Origin of the sequence: Cellulosimicrobium cellulans (assembly GCF_042723955.1) — a bacterium.
Lineage (GTDB): Bacteria > Actinomycetota > Actinomycetes > Actinomycetales > Cellulomonadaceae > Cellulosimicrobium > Cellulosimicrobium cellulans_H.
Genome location: NZ_JBHXIC010000029.1, coordinates 1 through 20477, shown reverse-complemented (window position 1 = coordinate 20477; position 20477 = coordinate 1). Strand labels below are relative to the sequence as shown.

At 74.3% G+C, this 20477-nt stretch carries 20 protein-coding genes and 2 pseudogenes; 16 read left to right on the top strand and 6 right to left on the bottom strand.

All coding sequences use genetic code 11. The features are described 5' to 3' along the window. Positions 1-10: 10 nt before the first annotated feature. Together tal and tkt are read right to left on the bottom strand one after the other, a co-directional pair. Positions 11-1120 (bottom strand): annotated as a pseudogene (tal, locus tag ACFWH7_RS10170) (transaldolase); the annotation flags it as partial. A gap of 124 nt (positions 1121-1244) precedes the next feature. Continuing rightward, the gene (gene tkt / locus ACFWH7_RS10165) at positions 1245-3407 is read right to left on the bottom strand and encodes a transketolase (protein ID WP_378216387.1); all 2163 of its coding nucleotides are present in this window, start codon (positions 3405-3407) and stop codon (positions 1245-1247) included. A gap of 353 nt (positions 3408-3760) precedes the next feature. Here tkt and ACFWH7_RS10160 point away from each other — a divergent pair, with 353 nt between their 5' ends. From ACFWH7_RS10160 to ACFWH7_RS10100, 13 genes and pseudogenes are all read left to right on the top strand, one after another. Then, a complete protein-coding gene (locus ACFWH7_RS10160; protein WP_378216386.1) occupies positions 3761-4789 on the top strand; it encodes a heme o synthase in 1029 nt (342 codons plus the stop codon). Between the two features lie 30 nt (positions 4790-4819). After that, positions 4820-5773 carry a site-specific tyrosine recombinase XerD gene (xerD, locus tag ACFWH7_RS10155; RefSeq protein WP_378216385.1) on the top strand — a complete coding sequence of 318 codons (954 nt, stop codon included), beginning with the start codon at positions 4820-4822 and terminating at the stop codon, positions 5771-5773. Between the two features lie 254 nt (positions 5774-6027). Next, entirely contained in the window at positions 6028-6858 is an 831-nt protein-coding gene (locus ACFWH7_RS10150) for a ParA family protein (RefSeq protein WP_255318593.1), read from the top strand. Then, entirely contained in the window at positions 6842-7783 is a 942-nt protein-coding gene (locus ACFWH7_RS10145; RefSeq protein WP_378216384.1) for a segregation and condensation protein A, read from the top strand. The genes ACFWH7_RS10150 and ACFWH7_RS10145 overlap by 17 nt, the downstream gene beginning before the upstream one ends. Continuing rightward, a pseudogene (gene scpB / locus ACFWH7_RS10140) lies at positions 7780-8388 on the top strand (SMC-Scp complex subunit ScpB); the annotation flags it as partial. The gene ACFWH7_RS10145 and the pseudogene scpB, both read left to right, overlap by 4 nt. 458 nt (positions 8389-8846) lie before the next feature. Beyond that, on the top strand, positions 8847-9581 hold the full coding sequence (locus ACFWH7_RS10135; protein ID WP_378216383.1) for a pseudouridine synthase: 735 nt from the start codon (positions 8847-8849) through the stop codon (positions 9579-9581). A gap of 84 nt (positions 9582-9665) precedes the next feature. Beyond that, a complete protein-coding gene (gene aroH, locus ACFWH7_RS10130; RefSeq protein WP_378216382.1) occupies positions 9666-10028 on the top strand; it encodes a chorismate mutase in 363 nt (120 codons plus the stop codon). Beyond that, positions 10025-10777, top strand: a complete 753-nt coding sequence (gene cmk, locus ACFWH7_RS10125) for a (d)CMP kinase (RefSeq protein ID WP_378216380.1) — start codon at positions 10025-10027, stop codon at positions 10775-10777. The genes aroH and cmk overlap by 4 nt, the downstream gene beginning before the upstream one ends. Next, complete coding sequence (locus ACFWH7_RS10120) at positions 10774-11478, top strand: lysophospholipid acyltransferase family protein (protein WP_378216378.1); 705 nt, start codon at positions 10774-10776, stop codon at positions 11476-11478. Before cmk ends, ACFWH7_RS10120 begins: the two co-directional genes overlap by 4 nt. Beyond that, entirely contained in the window at positions 11475-12440 is a 966-nt protein-coding gene (locus ACFWH7_RS10115; RefSeq protein WP_378216377.1) for an EamA family transporter, read from the top strand. The genes ACFWH7_RS10120 and ACFWH7_RS10115 overlap by 4 nt, the downstream gene beginning before the upstream one ends. A 78-nt stretch (positions 12441-12518) precedes the next feature. Further along, positions 12519-12890, top strand: a complete 372-nt coding sequence (locus ACFWH7_RS10110; RefSeq protein ID WP_378216376.1) for an iron chaperone — start codon at positions 12519-12521, stop codon at positions 12888-12890. An 84-nt stretch (positions 12891-12974) separates the two neighbouring features. After that, on the top strand, positions 12975-14510 hold the full coding sequence (gene der / locus ACFWH7_RS10105; protein WP_378216375.1) for a ribosome biogenesis GTPase Der: 1536 nt from the start codon (positions 12975-12977) through the stop codon (positions 14508-14510). Then, positions 14507-15610 (top strand): hypothetical protein, encoded by a 1104-nt coding sequence (locus ACFWH7_RS10100; RefSeq protein WP_378216374.1) that lies wholly within the window; start codon positions 14507-14509, stop codon positions 15608-15610. The genes der and ACFWH7_RS10100 overlap by 4 nt, the downstream gene beginning before the upstream one ends. Here ACFWH7_RS10100 and ACFWH7_RS10095 read toward each other — a convergent pair. Both ACFWH7_RS10095 and yczE read right to left on the bottom strand, forming a co-directional pair. Then, on the bottom strand, positions 15594-16157 hold the full coding sequence (locus ACFWH7_RS10095) for an NADPH-dependent FMN reductase (RefSeq protein WP_378216373.1): 564 nt from the start codon (positions 16155-16157) through the stop codon (positions 15594-15596). The genes ACFWH7_RS10100 and ACFWH7_RS10095 overlap by 17 nt on opposite strands. Further along, positions 16154-16786, bottom strand: a complete 633-nt coding sequence (gene yczE, locus ACFWH7_RS10090) for a membrane protein YczE (RefSeq protein ID WP_378216372.1) — start codon at positions 16784-16786, stop codon at positions 16154-16156. The genes ACFWH7_RS10095 and yczE overlap by 4 nt, the downstream gene beginning before the upstream one ends. A gap of 57 nt (positions 16787-16843) precedes the next feature. Here yczE and ACFWH7_RS10085 point away from each other — a divergent pair, with 57 nt between their 5' ends. Next, positions 16844-17314, top strand: a complete 471-nt coding sequence (locus ACFWH7_RS10085; protein ID WP_378216371.1) for a MarR family winged helix-turn-helix transcriptional regulator — start codon at positions 16844-16846, stop codon at positions 17312-17314. 16 nt (positions 17315-17330) lie between these two features. Here the strand turns inward: ACFWH7_RS10085 and ACFWH7_RS10080 are convergent, their stop codons facing one another. Next, entirely contained in the window at positions 17331-17531 is a 201-nt protein-coding gene (locus tag ACFWH7_RS10080) for a hypothetical protein (RefSeq protein WP_378216370.1), read from the bottom strand. Positions 17532-17621: 90 nt separating this feature from the next. Here ACFWH7_RS10080 and ACFWH7_RS10075 point away from each other — a divergent pair, with 90 nt between their 5' ends. Together ACFWH7_RS10075 and ACFWH7_RS10070 are read left to right on the top strand one after the other, a co-directional pair. Beyond that, a complete protein-coding gene (locus tag ACFWH7_RS10075; protein WP_378216369.1) occupies positions 17622-18050 on the top strand; it encodes a hypothetical protein in 429 nt (142 codons plus the stop codon). 62 nt (positions 18051-18112) lie between these two features. Beyond that, positions 18113-18661: a suppressor of fused domain protein gene (locus tag ACFWH7_RS10070; RefSeq protein ID WP_378216368.1), complete on the top strand. Its 549-nt coding sequence runs from the start codon at positions 18113-18115 to the stop codon at positions 18659-18661. Positions 18662-18720: 59 nt separating this feature from the next. Here the strand turns inward: ACFWH7_RS10070 and ACFWH7_RS10065 are convergent, their stop codons facing one another. Beyond that, the gene (locus ACFWH7_RS10065) at positions 18721-20286 is read right to left on the bottom strand and encodes a GDSL-type esterase/lipase family protein (protein ID WP_378216367.1); all 1566 of its coding nucleotides are present in this window, start codon (positions 20284-20286) and stop codon (positions 18721-18723) included. Positions 20287-20477 lie beyond the last annotated feature (191 nt).

Here is a 20477-nt window from a genome sequence, read left to right as displayed (position 1 = left end):
TACGGGCGGCGCGCGTCGTCGCGAGGAGCTCGGTCCAGCTGTCCTCGAACTTGCGCACGCCCTCCTCCTCGAGGCGGTCGGTGACCTCGACGAGGGAGATGCCGAAGGACTCGACGGTCTCGAGCGTGCGGCGGGAGGCGGCCGCCGTGCCGGTGATCGTGTCGCCCGTCACGACACCGTGGTCGGCGAACGCCTGGAGCGTCGCCTCGGGCATGGTGTTGACGATGCCGTCGGTGACGAGCTCGTCGACGTACATCGTGTCGCGGTACTCGGGGTTCTTCACGCCGGTCGACGCCCAGAGCGGGCGCTGCGGGTGCGCGCCGGACGCGGCGAGCGAGCGCCACCGGTCGGTCTGGCGGAACTCCTCGTACGCCTCGAACGCGAGGCGCGCGTTGGCGATCGCGGCCTGGCCGCGCAGGTCGAGCGCCTCCGGGGTGCCGACCTTCTCGAGCGCGGCGTCCACCGCGGTGTCGACGCGCGAGACGAAGAACGACGCGACGGAGCCCACCGGCGCGAGGTCGATGCCGTCCGCGCGTGCCTGCTCGAGCCCGATCGCGAACGCCTCCATGACCGCGCGGTAGCGCGCGAGCGAGAAGATGAGCGTCACGTTGACGCTGATGCCCTGCGCCAGGGTGCGGGAGATCGCGTCGAGGCCCGCGACGGTCGCGGGGATCTTGATGTAGACGTTGGGCCGGTCGATGGTGGCCCAGAGGCGTTCGGCCGTGACGACCGTCTTGTCGGCGTCGTGCGCGAGGCGCGGGTCCACCTCGATCGACACACGCCCGTCGACGCCGTCGGTCGCGTCGTACACGGGACGCAGCAGGTCGGCGGCGGCGCGCACGTCGTCCGTCGTGATCCGCTCGACGGCGGCCTCGACCGCCGGGTCGTCCACGCCGGCGGGCGCGAGCTCGGCGAGCTGCGCGTCGTACGCGTCGCCCTTCGAGAGCGCGGACGCGAAGATCGTGGGGTTCGTCGTGACCCCGACGACGCCGCGCGTCGCGACGAGGTCGGCGAGGTTGCCGGTGCGCAGCCGTTCTCGCGAGAGGTCGTCGAGCCAGATGGACACGCCCGCTCCCGTGAGCTGCTCGATGGGGCCGGGGACGGTGGGGGACTGCGTCATCGGACTTCCTCTCGGTGGTGCTCTCGCTGCGGGCGTGCTCCCGGGACGTCGCGCACGGCGGCCGGTTCCCGGGGCAGTCCCGAGGTGGGGCCGCGCACGGCCCCACCTCGGAATCTACGAAGGGTCAGCGCTGGTCGCCAGTGCCGCCCTCCGAGGGCGTCGGTGCGGCGCCCGGGGTGTCGCCACCGCGCGCGGCCGCGATCGACTCGCGCGCCGCCGAGGCGACGGCCTCGGAGGTGATGCCGAACTCGCGGTACAGCACCTGGTAGTCCGCCGAGGCGCCGTAGTGCTCGAGGCTCACGGTGCGGCCGGCATCGCCGACGAGCTCGCGCCAGCCCTGTGCCACGCCCGCCTCGACCGAGACACGCGCGCGGACGGCGGCAGGCAGGACCGACTCGCGGTAGGCGGCGTCCTGGCCGTCGAACCACTCGCGGCTCGGGAGAGAGACGACGCGCGCCTGGACGCCCTCGCCCGCGAGGATCTCGCGCGCCTCGACGGCGAGCTGCACCTCGGAGCCGGTGCCGATGAGGATGACGTCGGGCGTGCCGTCGGTGTCGAGCAGCACGTAGCCGCCGCGGGCGGTGCCCGACGCGTCGGCGTAGCCCTCGGTGCCGCGCGGGAACGTCGGGACGTTCTGGCGCGTGAGGATGATGCCCGCCGGGCGCTCGGTGTTCTCGAGGATCGTGCGCCACGCCCACGACGTCTCGTTGGCGTCGGCCGGACGGACGACGTCGAGGCCGGGGATGGCGCGCAGCGCGGCGAGGTGCTCGACGGGCTGGTGCGTCGGGCCGTCCTCACCGAGGCCGATCGAGTCGTGCGTCCACACGAACGTCGTCGGGATCTCCATGAGCGCGGCGAGGCGCACCGCGGGGCGCATGTAGTCGCTGAACTGGAGGAACGTGCCGCCGTAGGCGCGCGTGCCGCCGTGCAGGACGATGCCGTTGAGGATCGCGCCCATGGCGTGCTCGCGGATGCCGAAGTGCAGCGTGCGGCCGTACTCGTGGCCCGGGAACTTCTTGGTCGCGTGCTCGACCGGGACGAACGACGGCTCGCCGTCCATGGTCGTGTTGTTCGAGCCGGCGAGGTCGGCGGAGCCGCCCCACAGCTCGGGCAGCACGTCCTTGAGCGCGGTGAGGACCTTGCCGGACGCGGAGCGCGTCGCGACGGCCTTGCCCGCCTCGAACGTCGGCAGCGCGTCCTCCCAGCCGGCGGGAAGCTCACGGTTCGCGAGGCGCCCGAGGAGCTCGGCGCCGGACGGGTTCGCGGTCTTCCACGCCGCGAAGGCCGTCTCCCACGCGCCGCGCCGGTCGCTCTGGCGCTCGCCGACGGCGCGCGTGTACGCGAGCACCTCGTCGTCGATCGCGAAGCTCGCCTCGGGGTCGAGGCCGAGCTCGATCTTCAGGCCCTTGATCTCGTCGGCGCCCATGGCCGAGCCGTGGATGCCGCCGGTGTTCTGCTTGGTCGGCGACGGGTAGCCGATGATCGTGCGCAGCGCGATGATCGACGGCTTGCCGGTCTCGGCCTTGGCGGCCTCGATCGCGGCGTGCAGCGCGTCGACGTCCTCGCCGTAGCCCGTGCCACCGTTGGTCCAGTCGACGCGCTGCGTGTGCCAGCCGTACGCCGCGTAGCGCGCGAGGACGTCCTCGGTGAACGCGATGTCCGTGTCGTCCTCGATGGAGATCTTGTTGTCGTCCCAGATGACGACGAGGTTGCCGAGCTGCTGGTGGCCGGCGAGCGAGGAGGCCTCGCTCGTCACGCCCTCCTGCAGGTCGCCGTCGGACGCGATGACGTAGACGTGGTGGTCGAACGGCGACTCGCCCGGGGCGGTCGACGGGTCGAGCAGGCCGCGCTCGCGGCGCGCCGCGAAGGCCATGCCGACGGAGGAGGCGAGACCCTGGCCGAGCGGGCCGGTCGTGATCTCGACGCCCCGGGTGTGCTTGTACTCGGGGTGGCCGGGGGTCTTGGAGCCCCACGTGCGCAGGGCCTCGATGTCCGCCATCTCCAGGCCGTACCCGGCGAGGAAGAGCTGGAGGTAGATCGTGAGCGACGAGTGGCCCGCCGAGAGCACGAAACGGTCGCGGCCGACCCAGTGGTCGTCCGACGGGTCGTGGCGCATGACCTTCTGGAACAGGAGGTAGGCGGCCGGGGCCAGCGAGATCGCGGTGCCGGGGTGGCCGTTGCCCACCTTCTCCACCGCGTCGGCGGCGAGCGCCTTGATCGTCTTGACGGCCCGGTCGTCCAGGTCCGTCCAGTCCAGGGGCGTGTGAGCAGGGGACAACGCGTTCACCGAACCTCATTCCCGTCCGGAGCGCGCGCCCCGGATCCTCGCGACAACTCGAAACAACCGTTGAACATTTCCCGGCCTCACGCCTCAGGGGGCGGGGCGGCCCGGTGCCGGTCACGTCGTCCGCGGGCCACAGGTCTTGACGGGCGGTCCGACGCGGGACGGTTGCAGACCCAGCCTATACGCGGACGCCGTTCGTGCCCGGGCGGTGCCCACGTGCTGGATTTCGGTCGGATGTCACACAATCGCCCGGCCCGTCCGGTCGGCCCCGGCGCAGGCGGGGACGTACGATGAGCGAGGACGACCGGCGGTCCGTCCCAGCTCGCCCCCCACCTCAGAACGGAACACCGAAGCGCGTGCACACCACGAGCCAGGCACCGATCGACGGGACCGGAAGCCCGTCTGGCGCCGCGTCGACCCAGCAGCCGTCCTCGCCGACGAGCCCCGCGACCCCGGTCGCGCCGACGGCCGAGGCCGCCCGCGCCACCCTCGCGCTGCGCGAGCGCGTCGGCGCCTACATCGCGCTGACCAAGCCGCGCATCATCGAGCTCCTCCTCGTGACCACGGTGCCGACGATGATCCTGGCCCAGGGTGGGCTGCCGGGCATCGGGCTGATCCTCGCGACGCTCGTGGGCGGCACGCTCGCCGCCGCGTCGGCCAACGTCTACAACTGCTACCTCGACCGCGACATCGACGAGGTCATGAACCGCACCAAGCGGCGACCGCTCGTCACGGGCGAGGTGACGCCGCGGGCCGCGCTCGTGTTCGCGACCGTCCTGGGCGTCGTGTCGCTCGTGTGGTTCGCGCTCCTGGTCAACGTCGTCTCGGCGTGGCTGACGTTCGCCGCGATCGCGATCTACGTCGTCGGCTACACGATGATCCTCAAGCGCCGCACCCCGCAGAACATCGTCTGGGGCGGCATCGCGGGGTGCATGCCGGTGCTCATCGGCTGGTCCGCCGTGACGGGCTCGCTGAGCTGGGCCGCGCTCGCGCTGTTCCTCGTCATCTTCTTCTGGACGCCGCCGCACTACTGGCCGCTGTCCATGAAGTTCAAGCGCGACTACGCCAACGCGGGCGTGCCGATGCTCCCGGTCGTCGCGGACGACCGCCGGGTCGCGCGCGAGATGATCGTCTACGGCGTCGCGATGGTCGCCTCGTCGCTCGCGCTGTGGCCGCTCGCCGGCATGACCTGGGTCTACGGTGTCGTCGCCGCCGTGCTCGGGGTCTGGTTCCTGTCCTCGTGCGTGACGATGCTGCGCCGCGCCCGCGACAAGGCCGACGGCAAGGGCGGGAAGGTCGGGGAGATGAAGGTCTTCCACGCCTCGATCACGTACCTCACCCTGCTCTTCGTCGCGGTGGCGGTCGACGTCTTCCTCCCGCTGTGAGCCCGGCCGTGCCGGGAGGGCGGTAGGACGATGGGGTCCGGCGAGGCGCACGTGCCGGAGGCGCTGGACCGCGCCGCGCGCGAGTACCTCGCGCACCTCGCCGTCGAGCGCGGCCTGTCCGCGAACACCGTCTCCGCCTACCGGCGCGACCTCGCGCGCTACGTCGCGTTCCTCGCCGCGCGCGGCAACCACGCCGTGCGCGAGGTCGAGGCGGACGACGTCGCGGCGTACGTCACGGCGCTGCGGACCGGGGCCGACGGTGGGGCGAGCCTCTCGCCGTCGTCCACCGCCCGGTCGGTGGCCGCCGTGCGCGGCTGGCACCGCTTCTGCGCCGCGGAGGGCCTGGCCGACGCCGACGCGTCGGCCGACGTGCGCCCGCCCGCCCAGGGCAAGCGGCTCCCCAAGGCGATCTCGACCGACGAGGTGGCGCGGATCCTCGAGGCCTCCGGCGTCGGCGACGGCGCCGCCCCGCTGCGCGACCGGGCGCTGCTCGAGCTCGTCTACTCGACCGGCGCGCGCATCACCGAGGCCGTGAGCCTCGACGTCGACGACCTCGACCTCGGCACCGGCGCCGTCCGACTGCTCGGCAAGGGCGGCAAGGAGCGCGTGGTGCCCGTCGGGTCGTTCGCGCGGCGCGCGCTCGACGCCTACCTGGTGCGGGGTCGCGCGGCGCTCGCCGCGCACGGGCGCGGCACGCCCGCAGTCTTCCTCAACACACGGGGCGCGCGGCTGTCGCGGCAGAGCGCCTGGGCCGTGCTGCGCACCGCCGCGGAGCGCGCAGGCATCGACCACCCCGAGCGGATCTCGCCGCACACGCTGCGGCACTCGTTCGCGACCCACCTGCTCGCGGGTGGCGCGGACGTGCGCGTCGTCCAGGAGCTCCTGGGGCACGCGTCCGTCACGACGACGCAGATCTACACGCTCGTGACCCCGGACACGCTGCGCGAGGTGTACGCCGCCGCCCATCCCCGCGCGCTGGGCTGACGGGGCCGTTCCCGGAGCGACGGGCGGGAACGCGGCGCGCGGGCGCGTGCGCACGAGCGGGGGCGAGGTCCTGCGATACCGTGGCGAGCGTGAGCAGCCAGGCCGAGACCCAGCCCGAGACGCGCGGCGCGCAGAGCTCGCACGGTGACGCCGTCCGTCCGGCCGCCCCCGTGAACTCCGAGCGCGACGTCGCACCCGTCGTCGACCACGCCACGAACGGCGCGAGCCGCGAGACGACCGAGGCGCCCACCGACGTGGTCGGCCGTCCCCTGCCCGAGTTCCCGGTCCCCGCGCCGCTCGCGTCGCACGGCCCCGGGCGCATCATCGCGATGTGCAACCAGAAGGGCGGCGTCGGCAAGACGACGACCACCATCAACCTCGGTGCGACGCTCGCCGAGTACGGCCGCAAGGTCCTGCTCGTCGACTTCGACCCGCAGGGCGCCGCGTCCGTCGGCCTCGGCGTCAACCCGCACGAGCTCGACCGCACGGTCTACAACCTGCTCATGGAGCGGGGTGCGGACATCCACGACGTGCTCGTCCCGACGGAGGTCGAGAACCTCGACCTCCTGCCCGCCAACATCGACCTCTCCGCCGCCGAGGTCCAGCTCGTCGGCGAGGTGGCGCGCGAGTCCGTCCTGTCGCGCGTGCTGCGGCCCGTGGTCGACGACTACGACGTCATCCTCGTGGACTGCCAGCCCTCGCTCGGCCTGCTCACGGTCAACGCGCTCACCGCCGCGCACGGCGTCCTCATCCCGCTCGAGTGCGAGTTCTTCGCGCTGCGCGGCGTGGCCCTGCTCGTCGAGACGATCGAGAAGGTGCGCGACCGGCTCAACCCGCGCCTCGAGGTCGACGGCATCCTGGCGACGATGTTCGACTCGCGCACGCTGCACTCGCGCGAGGTCGTGGCGCGCGTGCACGAGGCGTTCGGCGACAAGCTGCTCCAGACCGTCATCGGGCGCACCGTGAAGTTCCCCGACGCGTCCGTCGCGGCCGAGCCCATCACCGTCTACGCGCCGACGCACCCCGGCGCCGTCGCCTACCGGCAGCTCGCCCGGGAGCTGGTCGCCCGTGGCGACGCCGCCTGACGCGCCCCCCGAGTCACCGCCCGGCTCGGCCTCGCCGGCACGGACCGGCTTCGAGGTCCGCCTCGACAACTTCAGCGGCCCGTTCGACCTGTTGCTGTCGCTCATCACCAAGCACAAGCTCGACATCACCGAGGTCGCGCTCGCGCGCGTGACGGACGACTTCATCGCGTACATCCGCGAGGCCGAGCGCGCGGCGGCCGCCGCGCACGACGCGGGGGAGGACCACCCCGGGTGGGACCTCGGGACCGCGAGCGAGTTCCTCGTCGTGGCCGCGACGCTGCTCGACCTCAAGGCCGCGCGCCTGCTGCCCACCGGCAGCGTCGAGGACGACGAGGACCTCGCGCTGCTCGAGGCGCGCGACCTGCTGTTCGCGCGCCTCCTCCAGTACCGGGCGTACAAGGACGTCTCCGGGGTCCTCGCGGAGCGGTTCGAGAGCGCGGGGCGCCGCTTCCCGCGCGTCGTGCAGCTCGAGCCTCACCTCGCCGCGCTCCTGCCCGAGCTCGTGTGGACCATGGGCCCCGACCAGCTCGCCGCGCTCGCGGCCCGTGCGCTCGCGCCCAAGGCGCCGCCGCCCGGCGTCTCGCTCGACCACCTGCACGCGCCCGCGGTGAGCGTGCGCGAGCAGGCGGGCATCGTCGTGGACCGCGTCCGCAGCCACGGTACGACGACGTTCCGCGCCCTCGTCGCGGACGCGGGGGAGACCGCCGTGGTCGTCGCCCGGTTCCTCGCCCTGCTCGAGCTGTTCCGCCAGGCGCTCGTCGCGTTCGACCAGATGACGCCGCTCGGCGAGCTCACCGTGCGGTGGTCGGGCGACGACGACGCGCCGGAGCCCGCGCTCGCGGACGTCGGCAGCGAGTTCGACGAGGGAGACGGCTCCGAGCCGGTCGACGCCCTCGCACCCACCGACCAGGAGGTCCCCGCGTGACGCAGCCCGACGGCGCCCCCGCCCTCGGCGAGGTCCTCGCGCCGGAAGTGCACGACCTCCCGGGCGGCCTGCCCGCCGGCCTGGAGGCCGTGCTCATGGTCGCGGACGAGCCGATCCCGGTGGTCGAGCTCGCGGCGGCGCTCGCGGTCCCGGTCGACGACGTGCTGAGCGCGCTGCACGACCTCGCCGCCGAGTACCGCGGCGACGACGGCGGGCGACCCCGCGGGTTCGAGCTGCGCGAGGCGGGCGGCGGCTGGCGCGTCTACTCCGCGCCCGCGCACGCGGAGGTCGTGGGACGGTTCGTGCAGGGCGGCCAGACGGCGCGGCTCACGCAGGCGGCGTTGGAGACTCTGGCCGTGATCGCGTACCGTCAACCGGTCAGCCGCGGCCAGGTGTCGGCGGTGCGAGGGGTCAACGTGGACGGCGTGGTGCGCACTCTCGTGGCGCGCGGGCTCGTGGCCGAGGTCGGTCAGGACCCGCACACCGGCGCCGGTCTGTTCGGCACCACGGGCTACTTCCTCGAGCGCATGGGCTTCACCTCGCTCGACGAGCTGCCCCCGCTCGCGCCGCACCTGCCGGACATGGACGACCTCGAGGGCCTGGACGGGCTCGCCGACCTGCGCGCACCCGCGCGGGCCGCCGCCGTCGAGCCCGCGACGGACCTCTCCGACGGCGCGGCTGACGACGGGGACGACGCACCGGCGTCGGCCCCGACGCCGCACGACGTGGCGCACGACGCCACGCAGGACACGACGGACGAAGGACACGCATGAGCTCGAAGGACGGACGCCAGCCCGGTGACGGGGGGCGCGGGCGCTCCCCGCGCGACGGGGCGGGCGACGCGCGTCGCGGTGGACCCCGCGGCGGGGGAGCCGCACGCTCGGGCGGTGCGCCTGGGCGGGGCGGATCCGGCTCGAAGGGCGCGTCCGCCGGTCGTGGCGCGAGCGCCGGCCGGGGTGGCCAGGGCGCCGGGCGCGGCACCACGGCGTCCCGCGGCGGGCAGCAGCAACCCGGGCGGCCGCGGCGCCCGGTTCGCGGGCAGCCCACGGAGCCGCAGCGGGACGTGCACGTCGAGGACGGCGTGCGCCTCCAGAAGGTGCTCGCGTCGGCGGGGCTCGGCTCGCGCCGCGCGTGCGAGGAGCTCATCTCCCAGGGGCGCGTCGAGGTCGACGGCGTCCGCGTGACCGAGCTGGGCGTGCGGGTCGACCCCGCGCGCGCCGTCGTGCACGTCGACGGGATGCGGCTGCAGCTCGACTCCTCGCGCGTGACGCTCGCGCTGAACAAGCCGCGCGGCGTCGTGTCGACGATGCACGACCCCGACGGCCGTCCCTCGATCGCCGAGCTCGTGGCGGACCGCCCCGAGCGGCTCTTCCACGTGGGGCGCCTCGACGCCGACAGCGAGGGCCTGCTCCTGCTGACCAACGACGGCGAGCTCGCGAACCACCTCGCCCACCCGTCGCACGAGGTCGCCAAGACCTACCTCGTCACGGTGCGCGGCAAGGTGCCGGGCAACGTCGCCAACAAGTTCCTGCACGGCATCGAGCTCGAGGACGGGGTCGTGCGTGCCGACGCGTACCGGGTCGTGGACCAGGTCGCGGACCAGACGATGATCGAGGTCGTGCTGCACTCGGGGCGCAACCGCGTCGTGCGGCGCATGTTCGAGGAGGTCGGCTTCCCCGTGACGCGCCTCGTGCGCACGCGCATCGGCCCCATCGCGCTCGGCAACCTGCGCCCGGGGACGACGCGTGTCCTCGGCCGGACCGAGCTCGGCAGCCTCATGGCAGGTGTCGGGCTCTAGGGCCCGCGTTCCCCACGTCTCTCGCACCACCCTCCCGACGGACCGCCGTGAGGCGGGCCGTCCCGCACTGAAGGAGCACCACCCATGCCGGTCCGGGCGATCCGGGGCGCGACCCAGCTCGACGTCGACGAGCGCGAGCACCTCTTCCAGCGCACGCGCGAGCTCGTCCAGGAGGTGCTCGACGCGAACGCCGTCGACACGGACGCGCTCATCTCGATCCTCTTCACGTGCACGCCCGATCTCGTCGCCGACTTCCCGGCGGCCGCGGCGCGCGAGATGGGGCTCGGCGACGTGCCGCTCATGTGCGCGACGGAGATCGCCGTGCCGCACGCGTTGCCGCGCGTCGTGCGCCTCATGGCGCACGCCGACCTCGACGTGGAGCGGTCCGCCGTCCAGCACGTGTACCTGCACGGTGCCACGTCGCTGCGCAAGGACCTGGCCCAGTGAGCGCGGCGGAGACCGGTGCCGTGGGCGCCGCGCTGACGATCGCGGTCGACGGCCCCTCGGGGTCCGGCAAGTCGAGCGTGTCCAAGGGCGTCGCGCGCCGGCTCGGGCTCGCGTACCTGGACACGGGCGCGATGTACCGCGCGGCGACCTGGTGGTGCCTGCACCGGGGCGAGGACCTCGCCGACCAGGCGGCGGTCGCGCACGCCGTACGGGTCATGCCCCTGGTCATGGGGCTGGACCCGTCCGGGCCGACGGTCCACGTGGACGGCACCGACGTCGGCGAGGCGATCCGCTCCACGGAGATCTCCACGGCCGTGAGCGCGGTCGCGACCAACCTCGACGTGCGTGCGGAGCTGCGCCGCCTCCAGCGTGCGGTGATCGAGGCCGAGCGCACGCCCGAGGGCTTCGCGGGCGGTCGGGGCGTGGTCGCGGAGGGCCGGGACATCACGACGGTCGTGGCGCCCGACGCGGACGCGCGCGTCCTGCTCACCGCGAGCGAGGAGGCGCGCCTGGCGCGCCGCTCCCTCGACGTTCACGGGACGGCGGACGCCGCAGCGGTCGAGGCGACCAAGGACCAGGTGCTGCGCCGGGACCGCGACGACGCGACCGTCTCGCAGTTCCAGGTCGCGGCCGACGGGGTCGTGACCGTGGACTCGTCCGAGCTCGACCTCGAGCAGACGATCGACGCCGTGCTCACCGTCGTCGAGCAGGTCACCGGGCGGGTGGTCGGCCCGCGCCAGGGCTCGTGAGCACGGGCTCGGCGGGCGTGCGGGTGCCGTCGCCCGCGGGGCCGGCCTGGTCGCGCTGGGTCGGCCGCTTCCTCGCGCGCGTCGTCTGGTCGACCCGGGTCCTCGGCGCGGAGAACGTGCCGGCCGAGGGTCCCGTCGTGCTCGCGGCGAACCACACGGGCGTGGTCGACGGGCCGATCGTGCTCGGCGTCGCGCCCCGCCCGCTGCACGTCCTCGTCAAGGAGGAGATGTTCGTCGGGCCGGTCGGGTGGGTCCTGCGCGCCGCGGGCCAGATCCCCGTCGACCGCAGCGGCGGGCGGCGCGCGCTCGCTACCGGGCTGGGCGTGCTGCGCCGGGACGGCGCGGTCGGCGTGTTCCCGGAGGGCAACCGCGGACGCGGCGACGCGACGTCGGCGCGCGCGGGGGTCGCGTGGCTCGCGCTCAACGGGGGAGCGCGCGTCGTCCCCGTGGCCGTGCTCGGCACGCGCCGCACGGGCGAGGGCGTGAACCGGATCCCGGGCCTGCGTCGCCGGCTGGTCGTCCGGTTCGGCGAGCCGTTCGCCGTCGAGCGGGCCCCCGGGGTGAGCGGCAAGCAGGCGCTCGAGGACGCGAACGAGCGCATCCGCACGGCGCTCGCCGAGCTCGTCGCCGACACCGTCGCGACGACGGGCGTGGCGCTGCCCACGGACGACCCGAACCGGGAGCGGCGGGCGACGCCGTGACCGCCTCGCCGGAGGGGAGGCTCGACGGGCCGGCCGGTCCGGCGACGCACGTCGTAGGTGACCGCCCGGGCACGGGCATCCTCGTCGGCCTCGCGTCCGCGCTCGCGTTCGGCGCGAGCGGCCCGTTCGTCAAGCCGCTGCTCGAGGCGGGGTGGACCCCGGGCGCCGCGGTCTTCGCGCGCGCCCTGTGCTCGACGCTCGTCCTCGCCCCGGTCGCGGCGGTGGCGCTGCGGGGCAGCCACCGGATGCTGCGCGAGGAGTGGCGCCTCGTCCTCGGGTTCGGCCTCCTCGCGATCGCCGCGACGCAGCTCTGCTACTTCGCGGCCGTCGCGCGGATGCCGGTCGGCATCGCGCTGCTCGTGGAGTACCTCGCCCCGGTGCTGCTCGTGGGACTCGCGTGGCTGCGCACGCGGCACGTGCCGCCGCGGCTCACGCTCGCGGGCTGCGTGGTCGCGGTCGCCGGGCTCGTTCTCGTCGTGGACCCCGTCGGGGCGCGCCCGGACCTCGTCGGGGTCCTCTTCGCGCTCGGCGCGGCCGTGGGCGTCGGCGCCTACTTCGTGCTGTCCGCACGCCCGACCCGGCTGCCGCCCGTCGCGCTCGCCGCGTCCGGGCTCGGCGTCGGGGCACTCGCGCTGGGCGCCGCGGGGCTCGTGGGCGTGCTTCCCTTCGCCGCGCCCTTCGCGGACGTCGTGCTGCTCGGGTCCTCCGTGCCGTGGTACGTGCCGCTCGCCGTCGTCGTGCTCCTGGCGACGGCGTTCGCCTACGTGTCCGGCGTGGCCGCGACCGTGCGCATGGGCGAGCGCCTCGCGTCGTTCGTCGGCCTGTCCGAGGTGCTGTTCGCCGTCGTCATCGCCTGGCTCCTCCTCGGCGAGGTGCCCACCCTCGTGCAGGCCGCGGGCGGCGTCCTCGTGGTGGCCGGCGTGGTGCTGGTGCGCCTCGCGGGGTCGCCCGCCGCGCGGTAGGTTCGCGCGTAGCCGGCCAGGAGGTCGTGCCGTCGCGAGGTCGTGGACGCCGACCAGCACGTGCGGAGGAGAGAGCGGATGACGGACGCTCCGGGCAAGCCCACGACCGTCGACGAGTACCTCGCGACGCTCGCCCCGGACGCGCGCGAGGTCGTCGCGCACCTGCGCGCCGTCGTGCACGACACGGTGCCGGGCCTCGACGAGCGCATCAGCTACGGGATCCCGACGTTCACGCGCGACGGGCGGTACGTCGTCTACCTCGCGGGCTGGGCGCACCACGTCTCCCTGTACCCCGTCCCGGAGGTTGACGACGAGCTCGCGCGCCGCGTCGCGCGCTACCAGGATGGCAAGGGCACGCTGCGGTTCCCGCTCGCCGAGCCCGTGCCCGACGACGTCGTGCGCGCCGTCGTCGAGCGTCTCGCCGCACGCCGCGACGGCGCGACGGACTGACACGGACTGCTCGCCGAGGGCACGCGCGCCGCGCCGGGACGGCACGGTTCGGAGCCCGGCCCGCGGCCTGGGAGAATGGATGCCATGACCACACCCGACCCCGCCCAGCCCGGCACGCCCGGACAGATCGACGACGCCGGGCAGGCCGAGGAGCCCCTGGCGCCCGCGGACACCGCGGACTCGGCGGACGACGCGGCGCGCGAGCGCGCGCTGCGTGCCGGCCTCGAGGACTACGAGCTCGAGGACACCGACCTCGTCCTCCTCGACGCCGACGGCGAGGTGATCGAGGGCTACGAGCCCGAGGCGCCCTTGCCCGTGCTCGCCGTGGTCGGTCGCCCCAACGTCGGCAAGTCGACGCTCGTGAACCGCATCATCGGGCGCCGCGAGGCCGTCGTCGAGGACAAGCCCGGCGTCACGCGCGACCGCGTCAGCTACCCCGCCGAGTGGGCCGGGCGCCGGTTCACGCTCGTGGACACCGGCGGCTGGGAGGTCGACGTCGCGGGCATCGAGTCGAAGGTCGCCGAGCAGGCGGAGGTCGCGATCTCGCTCGCGGACGCCGTGCTGTTCGTCGTGGACGCGACGGTCGGCGCCACGTCCACGGACGAGCGCGTCGTGCGCCTGCTGCGCGAGTCCGGCAAGCCGGTCGTGCTGTGCGCCAACAAGGTCGACGGGCAGTCGGGCGAGGCGGACGCGGCGTACCTGTGGAGCCTCGGGCTCGGCGAGCCGTACCCGGTGTCCGCGCTGCACGGCCGTGGCACCGGGGACCTGCTCGACGCCGCCATGGCGGCCCTGCCGACCGAGTCCGCGCACGGCGAGGTGCGGCCCACGGGCCCGCGCCGCGTCGCGCTCATCGGGCGGCCCAACGTCGGCAAGTCGTCGCTGCTCAACAAGATCGCCGGCGCCGACCGCGTCGTCGTGGACGAGACCGCCGGCACGACGCGCGACCCCGTCGACGAGCTCGTGACGATCAAGGACGTCCCGTACGTCCTCGTCGACACCGCCGGCATCCGCCGCCGCGTGCACCAGACCAAGGGCGCCGACTTCTACGCGTCGCTGCGCACGCAGGCCGCGATCGAGAAGGCCGAGCTCGCGGTCGTGCTCGTCGACGCGTCGGTCCCGCTCACCGAGCAGGACACGCGCGTCATCTCGCAGGTCGTCGACGCCGGCCGCGCCCTCGTCATCGCCTACAACAAGTGGGACCTCATGGACGAGGACCGCCGGCCGTTCCTCGAGCGCGAGATCGAGAAGGACCTGGTCCAGGTCCAGTGGGCGCCGCGCGTCAACGTCTCCGCGCGCACCGGCTGGCACACCGACCGGCTCGTGCCCGCCATCCAGCGCTCGCTCGAGTCGTGGGACATGCGTATCCCGACCGGGCGCCTCAACGCGTTCCTCGGCGAGCTCGTCGCCGCCCACCCGCACCCGCTGCGCGGCGGCAAGCAGCCGCGCATCCTCTTCGCGACCCAGGCGTCCACGCGGCCGCCGCGGTTCGTCATCTTCGCGACGGGCTTCCTCGAGGCCGGCTACCGCCGGTTCATCGAGCGCCGCCTGCGCGAGACGTTCGGTTTCGAGGGCACGCCCATCGAGATCAGCGTCCGCGTGCGGGAGAAGCGCAAGCGGTGAGCCACGGCGCCGCACGCGTCCCCGCGGGGGTCACCCGGCGGGGACGTGCGCTGCGCCTGGGCGTCGCGCGCGACACCGCCGCGACGCGCCACCTCGTGACGTTCCTCGTCGTGACCGTCGCGACCGTGCTCGTCACGCGGTTCCTCCTCGCGGCCTCCGGCTACCCGCAGGTCGGCGGGGGAGACCTGCACGTCGCGCACGTGCTCTGGGGCGGGCTCGGGATGGCGCTCGCGGTCGTCGTGCTGCTGTCGTTCGTCGGCCCCGCGCTGCGCTCGCTCGGGGCGGTGCTCGGCGGCGTGGGGTTCGGGCTGTTCGTCGACGAGATCGGCAAGTTCGTCACCGCGGACAACGACTACTTCTACCAGCCGACCGCGGCGCTCATCTACGCGACGGTCGTGGTCCTCGTGCTCGTGGTCGAGGCGCTGCACGGGCGGCGCCGGCACCACCCGGCCGAGTACCTCGCGGTCGCCACGGACCGTGCGGTCGCCGGCGTCGCGGGCGGGTTCACCGACGGCGCGCGCGAGGAGGCCCGGGCGCTCGTCGCGCTGGGTCGGGGCGAGCCCGGGGCGGACGAGGTCGCGGCGCTCGTCGAGGCGGTGCCGCGCGACGACGTCGACGTCCCCGACCCCGTGCGTGCCCTCGTGCGCCGCGCGTCGTCCTGGTTCGCGGCGGCGTTCGAACGGCGCTGGGCGGCGGTCGTGGTCGTGGTCCTCGTGCTGGGGACCGCGCTCGGGTCGCTGCTGGCCGGCATCCGCGTGCTCGTTCGCGACATCGACGTGCCGACGTGGGTCGGGACGGGGATCGTCGTGGGCGTCGCGGGCACGGTCGGGTGCGTCGTGGCGGGCGTGGTCGTGGCGCGGGGCGGGCGTCCCGACGCACGGCGCGCGAGTGCCGTCTGGCTCCGGCGCGGCGTGCTCGTCTCCCTGCTCCTCACCCAGCTCTTGGTGTTCCGGGCGCTGCAGTGGGTCGGCGTCGCCGGGCTGGTGGTCGACCTGCTCGTGCTGGCCGCGCTCGGTGCCGCCCTGGGTGGGGACGACGAGCGCCGTCGGACGCCGGGGTCTCGGTCGGGTCCGCGGTCAGGCTTCACGCGACGGCAGTGACCGGTCGTAGGAGGCTCGCGAGCCGGCGGACCTCGTCGAGCGTCCGCGCGGCGGCCCGGGCGAGGGTGCCGTCGTCCTGGAGCCGGCCGTCGTCGTCGAGCCACCGGCGCAGGTGCACGGTGACGGCGCTCGCGACGGGGACCATGCCGAGCGCGACGACGACCGGCGTGATCGCCTCGACCGCACGCATGCCGCCCGACGACATCCCGTAGGAGACGAAGCCCACCGGCTTGTCGCGCCACTCGTCGGCGAGGTAGTCCAGCGCGTTCTTCAGCGGGGCGGTGTACCCGCGGTTGTACTCCGGCATGACGAGGACGACGGCGTCCGCGGCGTCGACGCGCGCGCTCCACGCGAGCGTGTGGGCGTGCACGTACCCGCCGGAGTGCGCGTCGACGGGCTCGTCGAGGAACGGCAGGGCGATCTGGGCGAGGTCGGCGACGTCGACCTCGAGGTCCTGGTCGGCGGGCACCTGGGTGAGGAACCAGTCGGCGACGGCGGGACCGATGCGGGTGGGGCGGGTGCTGGCGACGACGACGAGCAGCTTCACGAGGGGTCTCCTGCGGTGGTGGGGACGGTGTCGGGGCGGACCGCGGGCCGCGGTGCCGTGACGGTGAACAGGGCGAGGAAGGGCTGGACGAGCGGCCCGACGGCGAACGCGTAGAGGACGGTGCCCACGCCGACCGTCCCGCCGAGCGCGAGGCCGATGCCGAGGACGGCGAGCTCGATCCCGAGGCGCGACCAGCGCAGGGACCAGCCGCGCGCCGCGAGCCCGGTCATGAGCCCGTCGCGCGGGCCGGGACCGTACCCCGCCCCGATGTAGAGGCCGGTGGCCACGGCGTTGAGGACGACGCCCGCGACGAGCAGGGCGACGCGCCCGGGGAGCGCCTCGACCGTCGGCAGGACCGCGAGGGTGAGGTCGACGAACGCGCCGACGAGGACCACGTTGGCGACCGTGCCGAGGCCGGGGCGCTGACGCAGCGGGATCCAGAGCGCGAGCACCACGACGCTCGCCAGGATCACGACGACGCCGAGCGGAAGGCCGGTCGCGCGGGCCACGCCCTGGTGCAGCACGTCCCACGGGAACAGCCCGAGGTCCGCGCGGACCAGTAGCGCGATGCTGGCGCCGAAGAGCGCGAGGCCCACGACGAGCTGGACGAGTCGGCGTGTCGTTGACATGTCATCGATGCAACCACGGCACTCGATGACATGTCAACGATGTGGGAGGATGGGCTCATGAGCGACGCGTCCGAGCCCCGCTGGCTCTCGCCCGACGAGGAGCGCGCGTGGCGTGCCTACCGCCGCATGCAGACCGTGCTGCCCGTCGCGCTGGCGCGCGACCTCGCGCGGGACTCGGGGCTCTCCGACCCGGACTACGACGTGCTGTCGACGCTGTCCGAGCAGTCGGGGCACCGGTGGCAGCTCCGCGACCTCGCCGCCCGCATGCTGTGGTCCCGCAGCCGGCTCTCGCACCACCTGGCGCGGATGGAGACGCGCGGGCTCGTGACGCGCGAGCCCGACCCCGACGACGGTCGCAACGCCGTCGTCGTGCTCACCGACCTCGGCTTCGCGACGCTCCAGGCCGCCGCGCCCGCGCACGTCGAGTCCGTCCGCCGCCACCTGGTCGACCTCGCCACGCCCGACGAGCTCACGGCGCTCGCAGCGCTCGCCGAGCGGGTCGTCGCGGAGGTCGGCGACCTCGCGTAGGGGCGTCCTCGTCGCGTCAGCGGGTCCCGCGTGTCATGACGACGGCGCCGTCGCGCAGCTCGAGCGGGCTCTGAGGCTCGCCCGCCGTCGGGGCGAGCCAGGCGCCAAACCGCTCCAGGGCGCCGTCGTCGATCGCCGAGCCGAAGCCCTCGACGAAGGCCGCGACGCGCTCGAACGTGGGCAGCCCCACGTCCATGCCCGGCCGCGCCAGCACCACGTCGAGAAGATGGTCCCAGTCGCGCCTCGGCCGAACATGCCGGTTCGGGACGGGTGCCCGCACCGCGGACCGCTCGCGTAGGGTCGGCGCGTGATCACCCACGACGAGGTCAGGGCTCGCTCGGCCGCGGCCGACGGTGCGTACCCGCTGCTCACGCTCGACGAGTTCTTCGACGGCAACGAGCAGGAGGAGTCCCTCGCGCCGAACCAGTGGGGGTTCGGCCGCCCGCCGCTGGCCGAGATCGTCCGCAGGCTGCGCGAGCTCGAGCTGGACGACGCCGTGGCATGGGTGCGGGTGCAGCTCCACGAGGAGACGTTCGAGGAGTCCGTCGGCGAAGTGCTCGCCGAGGGCATCGCGGTGTGCACCACGCTGGAGGATCGCGTGGTCGACGGGCGGCTGGACGTGGACGAGCTGCAGTACGACGGCGCGTTCGAAGGGCTCGTCTACGACGTGGAGGACTTCGCGGACGTCCCGGTGGTGCCCGACGGCTACCGGGTGCTGTCGCTCGTCTGGGACTGACGACCCTGGGCGCGACGGGACACCTCGGTCAGGACGCCTTCGGTGCCCTAGGGTCGACGACCATGACCGACCTTCCCCTCGCGGCCAGCCAGGATGCCTTTCCGAACCACGTGTTCGACGCTTTCGGCGTCCCGCCGACCCTGCTCGACGAGCGCATCGGCGGCTCCGTCATGGTCGTGGCCAAGCGGCCGACCGACGGTCCTCTCACGCTCCTGACCGCCGGCGTCTCGCGGCTGCCCGTCGACGCCGGGCCTCCTGTCGAGCTGGCGGTCGAGGTGCCGGAGGGTCAGGAGGGCGCCGCGCTCGTCGCCCTGCGGATCGTGTGCGACGACATCGCCGTCAACCGCCGCACCCCGCCGTTCGAGGCGCCGTGGCGCAACCGGGACCCGTTCCTGTCCGGGACGCACATCTCGGCGATCATGGCGACGGGCTCGCGGTGGGGGACCGAGCTGGACGACGTGCTCGATCCGGCAGGAAACGTGGTCGGCCACGTCCGCACCCTGCGGCTGCTCACCGACGAGGAGGCGCAGACCGCCACGCAGGTCGGGTGGTCCGGACTCGTCGAGGAGGTCGGGTCGATCGACGCCCTCCTCGACGTCACGCGCCGCTGACGTCACGAGGGACGCGGACCGGGCGCAGCCGCCGGTGGTGCAACCGCGGCGCACGTCCGTCAGCAGGTGGGCGCGGCGTGCTCGATCCGCTCGACGTGCTCGGCGCCGCCTCCCGCCGTGCGCGCCGTGACCGTCACCACCCCGGCGCTCGGCGTCGTCCGCACGGCGAACGACTGGTACGCGCTCGACCCGGGCACGATGCCGGTGAACGACCTCGACCCGTAGGCGGTCGCGACGTCGACGTCGAGCGCGGCGTCGTCCGTGTTGGCGACACGGACCGCGACGTACGGGGTGCCGGCGAGGCACCGCAGGCGCACGTCCGTGGCGACCGACGGACCGTCGCCGACGAGGAGGTCGAGCGGGATCGAGTCGGCGATGGCCTGCTGCCCGGCGACGTTGGCGTGGACGCCGTCGCCGGTGTCGTAGGGCGGGTAGATCGAGTCCGGGTTCGCCGGGTCGCGGAGGACCGCGTCGAAGTCGAGGACGCCGTCGCACGAGCCGCCGCAGTCGCCGCCCGCACGCACGACGTCGTTGACGGCGCGGCGGTACTGGTTCTGGAGTGCGGTGTACCCGGGGCGCGGGGTGATGGGGGTGACGAAGACCCGGATGCCCTCGGCGCGCAGCCGCTCGAAGATCTGCTCGTAGCTGGCGAGGATCGTCGCGTCCGTGCAGCCGTTCGCCAGGTCGTTGGTGCCGTAGTAGAAGATCACGCCGGTCACCCCGTGCAGGGCGAGCACGTCGCGCTCGAGGCGCGAGACGCCGTCGTTCCCGCCGCCCCCGCACGCGGGCGAGCTCGTGGTCCCGCTGATCCCCTCGTTGACGATCGCGACCTGACGCGTCGCCGGCAGCTCGGCCGCGACGCGGCGCGCGAGGTCGTCGGTCCAGCGGCGGTCCTGGCCGAACGCGTCGCAACCGGGACCGCAGTTCTCGCTGCCCACGCCGTCGACGACGGAGCTCCCGTAGGCGACGATCGTGCCCGCGACGTCCGCGTCGTACACGTCGACCGCGCTGACGAAGTACGTCCACGGCAGGTTCTCGGTGAACGACGCGCCGGAGACCTCGGCGTTGAGGTTGCCCGACCCGATCGGGGCGCCGTAGTTGTTGCGGCCCGCGCGGTCGTGCAGGCTCGCGACGGTCGGCCGGGCGAGGTAGAAGGTCACGGCAACCTCGTCGAGGTCGTCGGTGGCGATGCTCGTCGGGTCGCTCCAGACCTCCCCGCCCACGGGGATCGTGACGCTCTCGGCGCCGCCGAAGGTGAGCACCTGGTCGGTGCCAGCGACGATCGCCGGCCCTCCGGCGCTGAGGGCGAGCGACGTCTGGTCGATGACGACCGGCCCGACGCCGTACTGGTTCTGCAGCCGGATGCGCACGGCGTCCCCGCCCTGGCTCAGGCGGGTGACCATCCGCATCGACTGGTTCGCGAAGTTCTTGGTGGAGACGCGCTGCTGCGACTGCGCCCAGCTCGTGAACCAGCCGGCGTCGTCGGCCCCGGGGGAGTCGGCGGCGGACGCCGCGCCGAGACCGGTCAGGGCGAGCCCGAGCGACGCCAGGGCGGCGAGCAGCGTGCGACGTACGCGCCGCGGGGCGCGCGTGGTGCGGTCGGGTGGCGTGGGTGTGAGCGGCATCCGGGCGTCCCTCGGCGTTGAGGTTGATAGCGGTGTCAGGGGGAACCTAGCACCGTTCGCCCGTGCCCGACACGTCGAGGGGGGGGGGGGGGGCCCCCCAGCGGCGCGCCCCGACTAGGCCGGGGCGCGGGGGGGGGGGGGGGTGGGCCGGGGGTTGGCCGGGCGGCTCGCTCTCGAGGGAGAGATACCGT